Genomic DNA, 16,308 nt, shown 5'->3' on the forward strand with positions numbered 1-16,308 from the left:
GGCTTAACGTGATTGGTCAGCTTTGAGTTTGGCCTTGTGCTGCTGCTTTATTGGCTGCAGTAGCCATCTGGCTGGGGCGGGTAAAACGGGCATAGAAAATCGCGCAGGTGAAAAACACGAGGGTCAGGGCTACCTCTATCAATGCAAGCTGGGCAGATAATCCGCTATCAGCCCATGCGCGTACACAGCCTTCGGTAAAGTAAAACAGAATAAACATGCAGGCCCACTGATAGGTGTAACGCTTGCCGCGCAACACGCCGAAAAGTGCTGGCAGCAGAAAGGCAGCTTTCCAGATGAGCATGGAGCCACCCGGACGCAAGGGCGCCAGCCAGCCTTCCCAGGCCAGACACAATAAAATCAGGGCAATCAGGCTGATGCTGGCGCCAAGTCGCAGACCTTTGATCATGGGCGGCACGCCTTTGCCATCGCCACCAGTGCCTGGCGTGCTTGCATGGCATCCTGGATGGCTTGCTCGAATTCAAAGCGCAGTATGGTGGGCGGCTGGTGTGCGCTGGAGGCGCGTACGTCAAACCCCAGGCTGTCTATGCCTATCATCTCGGCCTGTTCGGTATCAAGTTGGTGAAAGTGCTGGCAATAGGCACGCAGGTTGTCGGCGTGGTCCGCATTCATGTGCTCGATGATGCCGGTTTCCTGCTGTGCCAGTGGCGGCAACGGCGTGGTGAGCGCGGCGCCTTCTTCCCAGCCCATTTTGCCAAAGCCTGCGATGTAGCGCGCTTGCACCGGCGTAATGCGATAAAACGAAAAATCATGCATATCAAAATACCCCGCGGCCTGGGGGAAGTAACGCAAATAGCGTGCGCGCAGATCGGCATCGGTTTTGTCAGCCGCCAGCGCTTGGCCTAGCACGGTAAGACGCGCGTTGGCCTGCATGTCATCGGCATCATCCAGCACGATCAGCGAAACGTGTGGGTTTTGCAGGATATTTTTGGTGTGCTCGGCCAGCGTGCTGATCAAAATGATGGGGCAGCCGGTATGGTCCACCACAAAAGGTGCGATGGAGCCAAACGGGTAACCCGCAAAGCGTGCCGAGTGCGTGGATAGCACGCCCTTGCGCGAACGATGCAGAAATTGTCGGGCTTCAGTACTGAGGTTCATGCGTCAGGCTTTGTGTTCGGAGTGGCTGCCATGGTGTTCGAGTCAGGCGACAAGCTTGGCCGCGGTGATGGCCAGGCGCTTGCCCAGGGCAATGCACAGCTTGCGTTCATCTTCGGTAATTGGCCGGTCATCGCTGGCGCCACCGATATGGCTGGCACCGTAAGGCGTGCCGCCGCTGGTGGTGGATGCCAGCGCTGGCTCGGAATAGGGCAGGCCGACTATCAGCATGCCGTGGTGCAGCAAAGGCAACATCATGGTGAGCAATGTGCTTTCGTTGCCGCCATGCTGCGAACCGGTGGAAGTAAATACGGCGGCAGGTTTGCCGATCAGTGCGCCCTTGAGCCAGAGGCTGGTCGTGCCATCCAGAAAATATTTCATGGGAGCTGCCATATTGCCGAAACGGGTGGGACTGCCCAGGGCCAGGCCCACACATTCTTCCAGATCTTTCAGTTCTACATAGGGGGCGCCAGTCGCTGGAATCTCCGGCTCGGTTGCCTCGCAATTGGCCGAGACTTTAGGCACGGTGCGCAATCGCGCCCGCATGTCGGGCACGCTATCAATCCCGCGCGCAATCAGTTGCGCCATGTCGCGCACGGCACCGCCCTGTGAGTAATACAAGACCAGTATGTCGCTCATTTCTTGCGCTTGTCCTTGATGCGTTGCTTTTGCGTGTCGGCTTCAAACAGGCCGGTGGCCTTGATCAGGTCGCTGAACTTGCCATAGCCGTAATTGCGCGAGTCGAATGCCGAGAAGTTTTTCACGATGTGTTTTTTGACTTCGCCCATATGGGCAAAGCCATCATCGTCCGACAGGGCTTCAATCGCAGAACGTATCAGCGTCACCAGCTTGGTATCCATCGCCAGTTCCTTGGCGCTTTTGCGGATGCCGGGGGCAGTGGCAGGCTCGGTGGCAGAAGGTCGTGCAACCTTTGCTGCTCTGCCCTTGGTCGTTTTGGCAGTCTCCTGCGCTGCTGGTTCCGGCTCGATGGCAGCGCTGTCTGCCAGCTTGTTCTGCGAGAGAATCTCGATGTAAATGAACTGGTTGCAGGCCGCCATCAGCGATTCAGGCGTTTTTTGCTCACCAAAGCCGTACACCATTTTGCCGGATTCACGAAAACGGATCGCCAGGCGCGTGAAATCGCTATCGCTGGACACAATGCAGAAGCCATCGAGCGGGGCGGTATACAGCAGGTCCATGGCATCAATGATCAGCGCGCTGTCCGTGGAGTTTTTGCCCTTGGTATTAGCGTATTGCTGTATCGGCTGTATGGCGTGCTTGGGCAGGATTTCCTTCCAGCGGTTCAGCTGGTTTTGCGTCCAGTCACCATAAATGCGCCGGACGCTGGCATCGCCAAACTTGGAAATTTCCTCGAACAGCTCGTCGATGATATCGATCACCTTGAAGGTATTGTCCGCGTCTATCAGCACTGCCAGACGTGGATTGTTACGGTCGGTGATCATGCCATGCTCGATCAAATGCGCTTGGCCAGCTCAACCGCCTTGCCGATGTAACTGGCGGGGGTCATGTCGAGCAGTAATTGCTTGGCATCCTGTGGGATTTCGAGGTCCTGAATGAACGCCTGCAGAGATTCCTTGCTGATACCACCCTTGCCGCGCGTGAGCGCTTTCAGCTGTTCGTAAGGGTTGGCAATGCCATAACGGCGCATCACGGTCTGGATTGGCTCTGCCAGCACTTCCCAGTTGTTGTCCAGGTCTTCCAGCAGGCGCGCGCGGTTGGCTTCCAACTTGTTAAGGCCTTTGAGGCAGGAATCGTAGCCCAGCAGGGTGTAACCCAGCGCCACGCCCATATTGCGCAACACGGTGGAGTCAGTGAGGTCACGCTGCCAGCGCGAGATCGGCAGTTTTTCTGCCAGATGGCGCAGCACGGCATTGGCCAGGCCCAGATTGCCCTCGGAGTTTTCGAAGTCGATCGGGTTGACCTTGTGCGGCATGGTGGAAGAGCCGACTTCGCCTTCTTTCACCTTCTGCTTGAAGTAACCCAGGGAGATGTAACCCCAGACATCGCGATCCAGATCGATCAGGATAGTGTTGATGCGCGACAGGGCGTCATACAGCTCCGCCATGTAGTCATGCGGTTCAATCTGAATGGTGTAAGGGTTGTAGGTCAGCCCCAGCGCGGTGACAAATTTCTGGGCAAAGTTTTCCCAGTCAAAGTCAGGATATGCCGACAGGTGCGCATTGAAATTGCCGACGGCGCCATTGATCTTGCCCAGAATTTCCACCTCGGCCAGCTGCTTGTGCTGACGGCGCAGGCGGTAAACCACATTGGCAATTTCCTTGCCCAGCGTGGTGGGTGAAGCAGGCTGCCCGTGTGTGTGCGACAGCATGGGCGCATCGGCCAGGTCATGGGCAATCTCGGTCAGGCGCGTGATCATCTGCTCCAGCATGGGCAGCATGACCTTGTCACGGGCTGCTTTCAGCATCAAGCCATGGGAGAGATTGTTGATATCTTCGGAAGTACAGGCGAAGTGGATGAATTCGCTGACCTTGCGGATTTCGCTGTTGCCGTCGAATTGCTCCTTGAGCCAGTATTCGAGGGCTTTGACGTCGTGATTGGTGCGCGATTCAATCGCCTTGACCTGTGAGGCTTCCACTTCGCCAAAGTTGGCGATGGCAGCATCCAGGTCCTGGATGGTTTGCGAGCTGAATGGCGCGATTTCTGCCAGCGCAGGCTCAGCCGCCAGTGCTTTGAGCCATTCGACTTCCACCAGGGCGCGATGCCGGATCAGCGCATATTCGCTGAAGAAAGGGCGTAACGGATCCAGTTTGGCTTGATAACGACCATCAAGCGGTGAAAGTGCATTGAGTGATGTGAGTTCCATCAGCAGCCTTTGCTCAATTGTAAAAAGAACAAGATTTTACCCTACATCGGGGATGGGCAAAAATCTGATCATGAAATATTTGGAATGTCATGCCGATGATGAGGTCAGAAGCTTAGGGCTCGCATGATGGAGATTGAGCGACAGGATGATCCATCATGTTTTCTGAAACGATCAGCGCCATGCAGGGTAATGATCATGGATGGTATCCGGGCAAGGGGTTATGTGGTTAAATAACAAGCAGCTAGCGGTCAGCTCGAGTGTTTCAATCGTGTGCCGCAATCCGCGTGGCGTCAATGGAAATTTTGGTTTTCAAATGACGGTGAAGGCCATGCATGCAATCGGAAGTGAAGGTGAAATCAAAATGGACATCATGAAAATCGACATGTGGAAATTGGCCGGGCTTGCCCTTGCCGTCTGTGCCATTCCGGTTGCCGCCGCCGAGTCGCCATTTATCACGGTGGAAGAGCGCCTGCAGAAAATGGACAAGGACCATGATGGCATGGTGACGGTGGAGGAAGTGCGTGCCTATATCGAAACCGTGCATGGCAAGGATTTCAACAAGCCGGTGATGGACGAAATGGTGTCTGCTGCCAACAGCAAAAGCTGTGGCTCGCCATTTTCGCGTTCGTTCTACTAGATCTCCCCAGCGGATAGCGCTTCTTTTTGCTTTTCCCCTCGTCAGCCTTTGAGCTTGCACTGGTGACAAGCTCCCCTCATTCATAGCCTCAGGGCTTCAGCATCTCATCCAGCGGGGCCGGTTTGTGGCGCAGATAGCCCTGCGTGTAGTGAATGCCCATGCCGCGCAGCAGGTTTTCCACTTCTACCGTTTCTACATACTCTGCAATGGTCTTCAATCCGGTGCCGTTGGCAATTTCGCAGATGCACTGCACCATGGCCTGATCAATCACATTGCTATCAATCGCGCGAATGAACTGGCCATCAATCTTGAGGTAATCCACGTCCAGATTCTTGAGGTGTCCAAAGGACGATACGCCACTGCCAAAATCATCCAGTGAAAAACGAATGCCAAAGCGGCGCATGGAGGCGATAAAACTGTTGGCGTCGGCCAGATTGGTAATGGCAGCGGTTTCGGTGATCTCAAAACATAATTTGGAGTAGGTGGCGGGCGTGGAGACGATCAGCTCCAGCATGTAGTCATGAAAGGCCCGATCGCCTATGGATTGCCCGGAAATATTAACGGACAGCACATCAATATGGTCGATCACATGCTCGTGTTGCATGAGCCAGTGCAGCACGCGTTTGGTGACCCAGCGATCAATGCGGGAAGTGATATGAAAGCGCTCGGCCGCTGGCATAAAGGCGCCAGCAGGGATCATGCCGCCATTGCCATTGCCATCCGGCAGGCGCAGCAGGATCTCGCCATGGATGCCACTGTTTTCGTTCAGCGGAAGAATGCGCTGGCAATACAGGCTGAAGCGGTTTTCTTCCAGCGCGAGTTCCAGCCGGTTCACCCACTGGATTTCCTCGTGATGTTTTTTGATGGCGAAGTCGGTATCGCGATAAAGGTGCGTGCGGTTGCGACCTTCCTGCTTGGCGGTGTAGCAGGCAGCGTTGGCAATTTGCAGCAGAGCGCTGATGTCCTGCCACTGATGGTCTATCCTGACCAGGCCTATACTGGCGCTGACGTGAAAGCGCTTCTGCTCATGCGCGAAGCGGAACGCCTCGATCCGGTTGCAGATGTCATCGGCAATCTTGCCAGCGGCATCGCTATCGCAACATAACAGCAGAATGGCAAATTCATCTCCGCCCAGCCTGGCCAGCAAGGCGTCTGTGCTGAGGCAGCCGCGGATGATGCTGACGATCTGCTTGAGCAAGGAATCACCGACGGCATGGCCGCAGGTATCGTTGACAATCTTGAACTGGTCCAGATCAAGATACATGAACATGTGCTGTTCGCCCTGCGTATGCGCAGAAGCAAGCGCGGCTTGCAGACGGGTTTCGAGCGCGGTGCGATTGTGAATGCCGGTTAGCGGGTCCAGTTCAGGCTGGCCAGGTGCCGGGGTCTGCTCCTCTTGCAGAACGATGATGGTGCCAGGCGTCTGCCGGCCTTCAGGGCTGAGGGGGCTGATGGTGCTTTTCAGTATGGGAGATGCATGCCCAGCCAGTACGCGCAACGGAATATCCAGCGAGCGCATCTCCCGCATGCTGAGGTCCAGCGCCTCATCAATCCCGGCCTGCAGGCTGCCGTCTGCCAGGCTTATGAAGTGACGCAAGGGTTGACCGCCAATCCGACTCAGGGGCTGCCCCAGCAGTCGTTCTGCGGCGGCACTAAGAAACTCGATGTGGCCGCGCTGGTCTGTGGTGATGACGGCATCGCGCACCGCGGACAACATGGCATGCCAGCGCTGCTGTTCCATGAAGAGCGCCTGGCGGATGCGATTGTTTTCAGTCAGGTCATGTACGACACGTGAAGCGCCAATGATATTGCCAAGAAGATCCCACAATGGGGTGAGGGTGTTGAGAATAAGCAGCATGCTGCCATTCTTGTGCACATGCTCGGTTTCAAAATGCATGATGCATCGGCTTTCCCGCATCTTGTTCAGGCGGCTTTTCTCCTGGGCTTGCTGCTCCTGCGTGCAGAGGGCGCTGAAGGGTTGGCCGATGACTTCCAGCGAGGAGTAACCAAACATATCTTCTGCGCGCTGGTCCCAGCTAGTAATGATGCCATCCAGGGTTTTTCTGATGTGGGCGCCTCTGGAGCACTTGATTATTTCTAGCGGTGGGTTAGATTTCATCATGGCCTGTTTTTACTGGGATGGGCGATGTGGTTTATCAAGGTCAGGAGGCGCATCGCCATGTCAGCGCTGCCGTTTTCGATATTTGCCTGAATGGAGGCGGGGAACAGACGGATGAAATGCCTGCATCTCTTTGGCTTGAGCCAGATGCGGCGGTAGTATGATGAGGGATGAATTCAGGCTAAGGACGGCGTGTTTGCCGGTCAGGCAACGGTCATGTAACTGCCGTGTGTCTATCTGCATGCTGCGGCCCCCTTAACCAATGACATCATTGGCGATGTGTTCTGCCTTGCCATCATGATGTGCAAGGCCACGTTCAGCCCAGCCTCGGAGTATGCAGGCTGAGATGAATCTAATTAACGATTAAAACCGTCAATGGCAGGGGATCAGAAAGCGGCCGTGTTTGTTATATATGTGTCATAGATCACACATATACGCGGGCTAACGCGGATTGCACCCCCTGTGCGGTTTAATTTCGCTTGATTTGCCTTTGGCAATCTAAGCGTTTTTGGTTGTGAGGCAATGTTAGGAAATATTTCTCAACTTGTCAACACGATCTGCTTAATTTTTACGAATAAAAACCAATACCAACAAATAAATATATAGAACAAATAGTTAAATAAATACGCATGCCTAACATTTTCCCAACATTTTTATCCACCGGGACGAATCCATATGGGCATTAAGCAATGGTTTTCCGCATCCGAGCTTGCATTGCTCTCACAACATTTGGTGGTGAGGCTGCCTAACTCCGTTCGCGGCTGCCGAGACAAGGCAAAAAGAGAAGCCTGGCCTTCACGTCAAGTGAATGGCAAGGGCGGGCCCAATGGCATTCTTAATGAATACCTGCCGCCGCCTGAGCTTTCCGAGGCCATCCGTGTATTTCTGGAAGCGCGGCCGGATTTTTTTGGATCTGTCCCTCGCGCCAAGATGGTCGAGGTGTTTCATGATGAAAGCCTGTGCGTGGAACGCTATTGCGCCGACCATGCTTCGTCCAGCCAGCTGCTTATCCATGAAAATCATCTGATTAAAAAGGTCGAGCTCAATGCCGACTCCGGGCTGGGCGGGGTGCCTTCGCGTTACCTCAAGCTGGTGCATGTCTACGGCGATGGCATGGAGCCCTTGTTGAGCGATGGTGATGAGGTGTTCATCGACATCCGCTGCAATGCCTTTGATGGAGATGCGCTTTACGCCATCCGCCAGCACGGACGCATCACGATCAAGCGTGTGCAAGTGCGCCTCGATGGTAGCGTTGCCATCAAGTACGACAACGACGGCGGCTTCCCTATTGAAGTCTATTCCGCCGAAAATGCAAAAGACGTTGAAGTCGTGGGCAAAGTCATGCCCTTCAAGTTCGGCAAGTTCCGAGCCTAAGGGCGGGCACCAGTTTGGGGCATAGCCCTGGCTGGGCAAGCTATCCCCGGTCATTCGCGCCGGGCGTTTCCTTTCGCAGTTTCATATTGAAGCCATGGCAGCTGCGCTGGCAGGGGGGATGTTGCTCGCCTTTTAAATGTGAATGGAAATGCGAATGCCGTATCAAGGCAGGCACAGTCATTGCATGTACTTATTGCATATAGTTTGCGTGTGATTGCCTGCACGATTTATAGGGCTTGCGACGCACTGTATAATCCCATCATCTATTACTTATCCTCGAATGAGTGCCATGCTGAAAAATTACCGTGAACATGTAGCCGAGCGTGCCAATGCCGGTTTGCCTCCCTTACCCCTTACCGCTGAACAAGTTGCCGAGCTGGTTGATCTGCTGAAGAATCCGCCAGCCGGTGAGGCCGATGCCTTGCTCGAGTTGCTGGCTAACCGCATTCCTGCCGGGGTAGACCAGGCTGCCTACGTCAAGGCTGCCTTTCTGGCCGACATTGCCAAGGGCACTGCCACATCGCCATTGGTCAGCCCGGCAAAAGCCGTTGAACTGCTGGGGACCATGCTGGGCGGTTACAACGTGCAGGCATTGGTGGAGCTGCTGGATGGTGCGATGGCCGAGGATGCGGTCAAGGCGCTCTCCAAGACCATACTCATGTTTGATGCCTTCCATGATGTGGCCGAGAAAATGAAAGCGGGCAACCCGCATGCCAAAAAACTGATCGAATCCTGGGCAGCGGGCGAGTGGTTTACCAACCGCCCAGCCTTGCCTGCCGAGATTCGCGCCATTGTGTTCAAGGTGCCGGGCGAGACCAATACCGATGACTTGTCACCTGCGCAGGAAGCCTGGTCGCGTCCGGATATTCCTTTGCATGCCAAGGCCATGCTGGTCAACAAGATGCCCAATGGCTTGCAGACCATCCTGGACCTGCAGCAAAAAGGCCTGCCGCTGGCCTATGTTGGCGATGTGGTCGGTACTGGTTCCTCGCGCAAATCGGCTATCAACTCTGTGCAGTGGCTGATGGGCGACAACATTCCGAATATCCCCAACAAGCGTAGCGGCGGCATTGTGCTGGGCGGCAAGATTGCCCCGATTTTCTTCAATACCGCGGAAGACTCTGGTGCGCTGCCCATCCAATGTGATGTTGGTCAGATGAATACCGGCGATGAAATCGTCATCAAGCCATACGAGGGCAAAGTGCTGAATGCCGCTGGCGAGGTGATTTCCACCTTTGATCTGGCGCCATTGACCATGCCGGATGAAGTCCGTGCCGGTGGCCGTATTCCCTTGATCATCGGCCGTGGCCTGACCACCAATGCCCGTCAGTTGCTCGGCCTGCCGCCATCAGATCTGTTCATCAAGCCCATCGCCCCCAAGGATACTGGCAAGGGTTACACCCTGGCCCAGAAGATGGTGGGTCGCGCCTGTGGCTTGCCAGAAGGGCAGGGCGTGCGTCCCGGTACCTATTGCGAGCCAAAAATCACGACCGTGGGTTCGCAGGATACGACGGGTGCCATGACCCGTGACGAGCTGAAAGAACTGGCCTGCCTGGGCTTCTCGGCCGATCTGGTGATGCAGAGTTTCTGCCATACCGCTGCTTACCCCAAGCCTGTGGATATCAAGCTGCAGCACAGCCTGCCTGAATTCATGTCCAGCCGCGGCGGCGTCAGCCTGCGTCCCGGTGATGGTGTGATCCACTCCTGGCTGAATCGCCTGATTCTGCCTGATACTGTTGGTACCGGCGGTGATTCGCATACCCGCTTCCCGATCGGTATTTCCTTCCCGGCCGGCTCTGGCCTGGTGGCGTTTGCCGCTGCCATGGGTGCCATGCCGCTGGATATGCCTGAGTCTGTGCTGGTGCGCTTCAAGGGCGAAATGCAGCCTGGCATCACCTTGCGGGATCTGGTGAATGCCATTCCGTATGCCGCGATTCAGAAGGGTGATCTCACCGTAGGCAAGCAGGGCAAGAAGAATGTATTCAACGGGCGCATTCTGGAAATCGAAGGCCTGCCTGACCTCAAGGTCGAACAGGCATTCGAGTTTGCCGATGCCTCCGCCGAACGCTCGGCCAATGGCTGCACCGTCAAGCTCAACAAGGAGCCGGTGATTGAGTTCCTGCAATCCAACATCGTGTTGATGCAAAACATGATCGACAACGGCTATGCCGACGCCCGCACCCTGCAACGCCGTATCGAAGCCATGCAAGCCTGGCTTGCCAGCCCTAACCTGCTGGAGCCGGATGCGGATGCCGAATACGCTTACGTGCTGGAAATCGACCTCAACGAAATCAAGGAACCGCTGGTGGCTTGCCCCAATGATCCTGATGACATCAAGCCGCTTTCTGCCGTGGTGGGTGACAAGATCGACGAAGTGTTTATCGGCAGCTGCATGACCAACATCGGCCACTACCGCGCCGCTGCCAAGGTACTTGAGGGCTCAGGCGGCATACCCACTCGCTTGTGGATTGCGCCACCTACCCGCATGGACGAAAACCAGCTGCGTGATGAAGGCGTATATTCCGTCTTTGGCGTGGCCGGTGCGCGTACCGAAGTGCCGGGCTGCTCGCTGTGCATGGGTAACCAGGCACGCGTGGCCGACAAAGCTACCGTGTTCTCTACCAGTACCCGTAACTTTGATAACCGCATGGGCAAGGATGCCCGCGTATATCTGGGTTCCGCCGAACTGGCCGCAGTGTGTGCCCGTCTGGGCCGCATGCCGACGCCCGCCGAGTATCTCGAAACTGTCGGCGACAAGCTCAGCAAAAATGCCGACAGCATCTACAAATACCTCAATTTTGACCAGATGCCGGAATACACCAAAAAGGTCATCCCGATTGCCGAGGTCATCTAGTAACACGTTGGTGAAGTCAACGTTAGTGAAGTCAAATCAGAAAAGCCGCGAAAGCGGCTTTTTTGTTATGCGCGGACCAGAATTTATCGGGTACTTCAGCGTCCTATGTTTAGTGACCTGGTAGGTGGAATGCCATGAATTTCAAAAGAGTAAGCACGCGATACCTCCTGATGGCGATGCTGGTGTTGGGCGTTAGCCATGCGCATGCCGAACCGCCAGCAGGCGCGGTGGTGGTGGAGTTCGTTCAGCCCGAGAAGTTTACCGATGCGGGCAATGACAGTTTTGGCGGATATAGCCCGTCCACATTGGCGTCGTTACGGAAATATATCGAGCGCACGGCCCCGCGCTATTTGCAGCCGGGGCAGCAGCTCAGCATCCGCATTACCGATATTGATCTTGCCGGCAGTTTTGAACCCTGGCGTGGCCCGGGTCGTGATGTGCGCATTGTGCGTGATGTGTATCCGCCACGTATCAAGTTGCAATATGAATGGCGCGATGCCGATGGGCATATCCTTGGGCAGGGCGAGAAAAACTTGCGCAATCTGGGGTTTCAGATGACGACAGTAGCGCGGGACAGCGATGCATTGCGCTATGAAAAAGCGCTGATCAATGACTGGCTGGCGAGCGAATTTTTGCCAGCCAGATAAGCATCAAAACAGGGTGAATGCCTTGGCGATCAGCGACTTGAGGGTGGCCAGGTTGAGGTTTTCAGCGCGTAGCCTATCCAGTTTTTGTTTCAGCGAAGGCGCGCCTGCCAGAATGCGGGCAGAGACCGCCTGATCCTTGATCTGGCTGCGGATAATCTCGTCAAACTCGCTGCCCGCACGCTCGGCGTGTTCCATAATCAGCTCCAGCAAACGCGCCGCCGAGATGCGCAAGACTTCGCGATTCAGGGTGTATTCGGCATGATGGCCGCGCGTTTTCAGGAAGTTTTCCAGTTCGCGGCGCTCCAGCGGGTCTTCAAGTGAAATATCAATTTTGCCTTCGTTCAGTTCGGTGAACTGCTGGCTGGCGATCAGGCGCTCCACCACGCGTGCCAATATCGCCCGTGGATTGATTTCTTTATAACGCAGGGCGGCATTCAGTTTGAGGGTCTTGATGCGGGTCTCAGAGATGCCAAAGGTGTTGGCGAGTTCGTAGTTTGATTTGCCCCTGTGCTCGGCACTTTGGATCAGGGCATGAAACACAAACAGATCAATCTCGCGTTTGGGCAGGCTGCCCAAACCCATGGAAAGATAAAGCGTGAGAAAGTCGTCGGCAAACGCGATTTTTTCCTGTGGCGTCATGGATCTTCCTTTGCGTGGTGGCGGCTGTTACCGGCAGCTGCGCGTTTTTTGATCGGCAAATGGACTGCAAGCCGCATGGGCGGCTTGCAGGAGATACATCAGGTCTTAGTGCTTATTGTCTGCGTGCGTCATCAGGCGGTCAATCCAGGCAATCGATACGGCTGACAACACAAAGGCCATATGGATGATGGTTTGCCAGATCAGCGTTTTTTCATCGAGATTAGGCGCGTTGATAAACGTCTTAAGCAGGTGAATCGATGAAATGCCGATGATGGCCGTGGCCAGCTTGACCTTGAGCAGATTGGCATTCACATGCGAGAGCCAGTCGGGTTCATCAGGGTGGCCTTTGAGATTGAGGCGCGAAACAAAGGTTTCATAGCCGCCGACAATCACCATGATGAGCAGGTTGGAGATCATCACCACATCAATCAACCCCAGCACAATCAGCATGATGTCGGCTTCATGCATGTCGGGTACTTTTTGCACCAGATGCACAAGCTCGACCATGAAGTGAAACACATACACGCCTTGAGCCACGATCAGGCCCAGATAAAGCGGCAGTTGCAGCCAGCGGCTACCAAACAGGATGGTCGCCATCGGGTGCATCTTTTGGGTGGTGTTACGGGTATTGCTAGCGGTCGCCATGAAGGTTCCTCGTCAAAATAAAATTGGTATGGGCCTGGCAGCCTGAAGTCGCGAGGGTACAGGCCTCATGCAGTCTGTATCCTCATCAGGGAATGTGATGCTCCAGAGTATAGCTGGCACCGTCGTCCTGGCTAAGGGACTCGGTCAGCCAGGGTAAAGTTTCTTGCAGCGTGGCAGGTAGCGTCCATGACGGGTTAACAATAAACAGCCCGCTGCCATGCATGCCAAAGCCTTCTTCCGAGGGCCTTTGTACCGTCAACGTGACATGCAGCCAGCTAGCCAATTGCAAACGCTTGAGTTTTTCTATCATCTGCTGGGGTTCTGCACGCTGCAGCAAAGGGTACCAGATGAGGTAGGTGCCGGTAGCAAAACGTTGCAAAGCATCCTGCAGGGCGGTCACCACGCGCTGGTAATCCTGTTTTTCTTCATAGGGCGGGTCTATCAGCACCACGGCCCGGCGCGGTGGTGGTGGCAACAGAGCTTTGATGCCGGCAAATCCATCCTCGGCAAACAGCATGACCTTGCGCCCGCCATGCTGAAAGGTCTGGCGCAATAGCTTGAAGTCATTCGGATGCAGTTCAAATAGCCGCATGCGGTCTTCCTCGCGCAAGCAGGCTTCGGCAACAGACGGGGAGCCGGGGTAAAGACGCAGCTTGCCATCCGGATTTTCCTGCCGGATCAGGTGCACATATTCCGCCAGCGGGGCGGGCAGGTCGGTAGCTTGCCACAGGCGCGAAATACCACTTTCGAATTCAGCATTTTGCGTGGCGTAGCCGGTATCCAGGGCGTACTTTCCCGCCCCTGCATGGGTGTCGATATACCAGTAGGGCTTGCCCTTCTGGCCGGTGTACTGCAGCACTTGCATGAGTACAAAATGTTTAAGCACGTCGGCATGGTTGCCGGCGTGAAAGGCGTGACGATAACTCAGCATGTGCTTGTTGTTTCCTTGTTATTCAATAATGCCGCAAGCCACACGTGCGCCACCACCGCCCAGGGGCTTGGGTTGGTCGCTGTAATTGTCGGCGCCGGCATGCACCATCAGGCTGCGGCCGATGACGTCGGAAAGCTTGAGATTGGGCGCGATCAGTATTTGCGTGGCGCTGCCATCAGGCTTCACTTGCAGGGCAGGCAGGTCGCCGGCATGACCATGGCCTTGCGGACCTTCATGTTTGGCTGTTTTGTTGGGGTCATAATGTCCACCCGCGGCGAGACCGGCTGTTTTCTTGCCGTCTTTGTCGGCGGCTTCACAACTCGGGTTTTCGTGGATGTGCAGGCCGTGTTCGCCGGGGGTGAGGTCGCCCAGGTCAGGATCGATTACCAGGCCTTTTTCGCTATCGCTCAGCTTGACGGTGCCAATAATCTTGCCAATGCCATTATCACTGATGGCATTCACCACCACGATTTTTTCCGCGGCCAGGGCGGGCAGGCTGGAAAGCAACAGGGCGGTTAACAGGGGGGTGAAGATCTTCATGGTGGGGCTCCTTGGCGATGAGTGGCTATATTATAAGACGGTGGCAGCCTGGTGCTGGCAAAATTGCATGGTAGATTGGTCAACGCAGATTGCTACAGGTTCGTTTGTCTTAGGGTATATGCTATGCCTGCAGGGCGTATTGGGGATGGCCCCTTTATTACACTGGGAGATTTGGCGCATGCAACACGGTTACTGGATAGTCCCTCCTATGGTTTTGCTGATGACTCTGGCGCATGCCGCGGACGATGGTGCGACTCCGGAAAAGCACCACATGCGGGCAGATACCAATGGCGACGGCCGCATCAGCCTGCAAGAGTTTCGCGCTTCGGAGTTCAAGCCTTCTGAAAAAATATTCAAACGCATAGACAGCAATCAGGATGGCTTTATTGATCCAGCTGAGAAAGCATCGGCCAAAGATAGATTGCGTGCGCGTATCCGCGCCAAAGACGGCGAGATCAGCGCACCGCCCGCGCCTTGATTCACACCTGCTGGCGTTGTGATTTTACCGTCCAGCCAGCGTTGCAGCCCCGGGCCAGCCTTGCTGCAGGCTTTTTGTTATTGGATTTGCCATATCAGGCTGTTAGCATAGCAACTCTATGAAACACGACCATCACACCCACGCACACCAGGCCCCCGGACATGACCACGAGGAGCATGACGATCATGATCATGCACATCGTCATGATCACCATCATGATCACCATCATGGACATTCCCATTCCCACGCCGGTAACAGCTTGAAATGGCCTTTGTTGCTAACGCTGGCGTTCGCCTGTGTTGAGGCGATAGGGGGCTGGTACTCTGGTTCGCTGGCGCTGATGGGCGATGCTGGGCACATGTTTTCTGATTCCGCGGCGCTCGGTTTGGCCTGGCTTGGCACCTGGATTGCGGCTAAACCTGCCTCGCAAAAGCACAGTTATGGCCTGATGCGTGCCGAAATCATTGTGGCATTTGTGAATTGCCTGGTGATGCTGGCGGTCGTGGGCGCCATCGTGTTCGAGGCCATCGAGCGCCTGCAACATCCGCAGCAGGTGCATAGCCTGGAGGTCATGGTCATCGCATTTGTGGGTCTGCTGGTCAATTTGCTGGTCGCCAGGCAGCTGCATCAGCATCAGGATAACGTCAACCACAAAGCGGCACTGCTGCATGTGCTGGGGGATATGCTGGGCTCCGTTGCGGCACTTGCGGCCGGTGCCGTCATCTACTTCACTGGCTGGATGATGATTGATCCGGTTCTGTCGCTGCTGATTTCGGCCCTGATCCTGTTCTCCACCTTCCGCTTGCTGCGCGAAGTGCTGCATGTGCTGATGGAAGGCGTGCCTTCGCATATTTCAATTCAGGCCGTGACGCACGCCCTGCAGAACGTGCCCGAAGTGCAAGAGGTCCACAGCGTGCATATCTGGTCGCTGTCTTCCGAGGTGAGTGCCTTGTCTGCGCATATTGTGCTGAATGACATGGAGCAATGGCATGAGGTGTTGAACGCCATACGCACGCTATTGCATGACCGCTTTGACATCGAGCATGTGACTTTGCAGCCTGAGACAGTGGCGGCGCTCAATGCTGGCAAGGTCGGTTGCTGGCTGACCAAAAAGGCCGGGCAGCCAGCCTGAACTGGGATTGACCATGGACGGGAGGGCTTCCTCCTGTCACCGCAAATCTTCAACACGCAACAGGAGGATAAAATGCCTTATATCAATATCAAGCATGCCGGCCCACTGAGCCGTGAACAAAAAGCAAAAATTGCGGAAGAAGTGACCAAGACCATGGAGCGCGTGGCGAACAAGCCCGCCAGCTATACCTACATCACGTTTGACGAAGTGGAATATGAAGACTGGGCGATCGCCGGGAAACTGCTAGACGAGTAATTGCCCTGCACATACCGCCAGCGGTGAGTTCCGCCCCCGGTCATGGTGGTGTGACCGCCGCCGCTGGTGTCCATGCGGGCTGAACTGTCTCTGCTTAAC

At 55.4% G+C, this 16,308-nt stretch carries 17 protein-coding genes; 7 read left to right on the forward strand and 10 right to left on the reverse strand.

The features are described from left to right. Positions 1 to 16: 16 nt before the first annotated feature. From MPQ_RS05060 to purB, 5 genes are read right to left on the reverse strand one after another with little or no spacing between them, the layout of a single operon-like run. Positions 17 to 406, reverse strand: coding sequence for a DUF2069 domain-containing protein (locus MPQ_RS05060; RefSeq protein ID WP_013441819.1), 390 nt, complete (start codon positions 404 to 406; stop codon positions 17 to 19). Further along, on the reverse strand, positions 403 to 1,116 hold the full coding sequence (locus tag MPQ_RS05065) for a HugZ family protein (protein WP_013441820.1): 714 nt from the start codon (positions 1,114 to 1,116) through the stop codon (positions 403 to 405). The genes MPQ_RS05060 and MPQ_RS05065 overlap by 4 nt, the downstream gene beginning before the upstream one ends. Before the next feature lie 42 nt (positions 1,117 to 1,158). Continuing rightward, positions 1,159 to 1,752 (reverse strand): NAD(P)H:quinone oxidoreductase, encoded by a 594-nt coding sequence (wrbA, locus tag MPQ_RS05070; protein WP_013441821.1) that lies wholly within the window; start codon positions 1,750 to 1,752, stop codon positions 1,159 to 1,161. Further along, a complete protein-coding gene (locus tag MPQ_RS05075; RefSeq protein WP_015829764.1) occupies positions 1,749 to 2,576 on the reverse strand; it encodes an NYN domain-containing protein in 828 nt (275 codons plus the stop codon). The genes wrbA and MPQ_RS05075 overlap by 4 nt, the downstream gene beginning before the upstream one ends. A gap of 11 nt (positions 2,577 to 2,587) precedes the next feature. After that, complete coding sequence (purB, locus tag MPQ_RS05080; RefSeq protein WP_013441823.1) at positions 2,588 to 3,958, reverse strand: adenylosuccinate lyase; 1,371 nt, start codon at positions 3,956 to 3,958, stop codon at positions 2,588 to 2,590. Positions 3,959 to 4,286: 328 nt separating this feature from the next. Between purB and MPQ_RS05085 the strand changes: the two genes are divergently transcribed. Beyond that, the gene (locus tag MPQ_RS05085; RefSeq protein ID WP_238525351.1) at positions 4,287 to 4,595 is read left to right on the forward strand and encodes a calcium-binding protein; all 309 of its coding nucleotides are present in this window, start codon (positions 4,287 to 4,289) and stop codon (positions 4,593 to 4,595) included. An 88-nt stretch (positions 4,596 to 4,683) separates the two neighbouring features. Here the strand turns inward: MPQ_RS05085 and MPQ_RS05090 are convergent, their stop codons facing one another. Beyond that, complete coding sequence (locus MPQ_RS05090; RefSeq protein ID WP_238525352.1) at positions 4,684 to 6,717, reverse strand: EAL domain-containing protein; 2,034 nt, start codon at positions 6,715 to 6,717, stop codon at positions 4,684 to 4,686. A 672-nt stretch (positions 6,718 to 7,389) separates the two neighbouring features. Here MPQ_RS05090 and MPQ_RS05095 point away from each other — a divergent pair. The 3 genes from MPQ_RS05095 (at position 7,390) to MPQ_RS05105 (ending at position 11,589) form a co-directional block, all read left to right on the forward strand. After that, positions 7,390 to 8,088 (forward strand): S24 family peptidase, encoded by a 699-nt coding sequence (locus MPQ_RS05095; RefSeq protein ID WP_041362071.1) that lies wholly within the window; start codon positions 7,390 to 7,392, stop codon positions 8,086 to 8,088. A gap of 289 nt (positions 8,089 to 8,377) precedes the next feature. Continuing rightward, a complete protein-coding gene (gene acnB, locus MPQ_RS05100; RefSeq protein WP_013441829.1) occupies positions 8,378 to 10,942 on the forward strand; it encodes a bifunctional aconitate hydratase 2/2-methylisocitrate dehydratase in 2,565 nt (854 codons plus the stop codon). Between the two features lie 134 nt (positions 10,943 to 11,076). Further along, positions 11,077 to 11,589, forward strand: a complete 513-nt coding sequence (locus tag MPQ_RS05105) for a DUF3016 domain-containing protein (RefSeq protein WP_013441830.1) — start codon at positions 11,077 to 11,079, stop codon at positions 11,587 to 11,589. A gap of 3 nt (positions 11,590 to 11,592) precedes the next feature. On the opposite strand, the gene MPQ_RS05110 is transcribed toward MPQ_RS05105, so the two are convergent. From MPQ_RS05110 to sodC, 4 genes are all read right to left on the reverse strand, one after another. Further along, on the reverse strand, positions 11,593 to 12,228 hold the full coding sequence (locus tag MPQ_RS05110) for a hypothetical protein (protein ID WP_013441831.1): 636 nt from the start codon (positions 12,226 to 12,228) through the stop codon (positions 11,593 to 11,595). A gap of 105 nt (positions 12,229 to 12,333) precedes the next feature. Next, complete coding sequence (locus MPQ_RS05115) at positions 12,334 to 12,873, reverse strand: TIGR00645 family protein (protein WP_013441832.1); 540 nt, start codon at positions 12,871 to 12,873, stop codon at positions 12,334 to 12,336. A gap of 85 nt (positions 12,874 to 12,958) precedes the next feature. Further along, a complete protein-coding gene (locus MPQ_RS05120) occupies positions 12,959 to 13,804 on the reverse strand; it encodes a 23S rRNA (adenine(2030)-N(6))-methyltransferase RlmJ (protein WP_013441833.1) in 846 nt (281 codons plus the stop codon). Between the two features lie 18 nt (positions 13,805 to 13,822). Continuing rightward, positions 13,823 to 14,344, reverse strand: a complete 522-nt coding sequence (gene sodC / locus MPQ_RS05125) for a superoxide dismutase family protein (RefSeq protein ID WP_013441834.1) — start codon at positions 14,342 to 14,344, stop codon at positions 13,823 to 13,825. A 178-nt stretch (positions 14,345 to 14,522) separates the two neighbouring features. On the opposite strand from sodC, the gene MPQ_RS05130 reads away from it, so the two are divergent. The 3 genes from MPQ_RS05130 to MPQ_RS05140 all read left to right on the forward strand — a co-directional run bounded on the left by MPQ_RS05130 (position 14,523) and on the right by MPQ_RS05140 (position 16,209). Then, complete coding sequence (locus tag MPQ_RS05130; RefSeq protein WP_041362073.1) at positions 14,523 to 14,822, forward strand: EF-hand domain-containing protein; 300 nt, start codon at positions 14,523 to 14,525, stop codon at positions 14,820 to 14,822. A gap of 259 nt (positions 14,823 to 15,081) precedes the next feature. Continuing rightward, a complete protein-coding gene (locus tag MPQ_RS05135) occupies positions 15,082 to 15,954 on the forward strand; it encodes a cation diffusion facilitator family transporter (RefSeq protein WP_238525354.1) in 873 nt (290 codons plus the stop codon). A 72-nt stretch (positions 15,955 to 16,026) separates the two neighbouring features. Then, positions 16,027 to 16,209 carry a 4-oxalocrotonate tautomerase family protein gene (locus MPQ_RS05140; protein WP_013441838.1) on the forward strand — a complete coding sequence of 61 codons (183 nt, stop codon included), beginning with the start codon at positions 16,027 to 16,029 and terminating at the stop codon, positions 16,207 to 16,209. The last annotated feature ends 99 nt before the right edge of the window (positions 16,210 to 16,308 follow it).

This window comes from Methylovorus sp. MP688, assembly GCF_000183115.1.
Classification (GTDB): domain Bacteria; phylum Pseudomonadota; class Gammaproteobacteria; order Burkholderiales; family Methylophilaceae; genus Methylovorus; species Methylovorus glucosotrophus.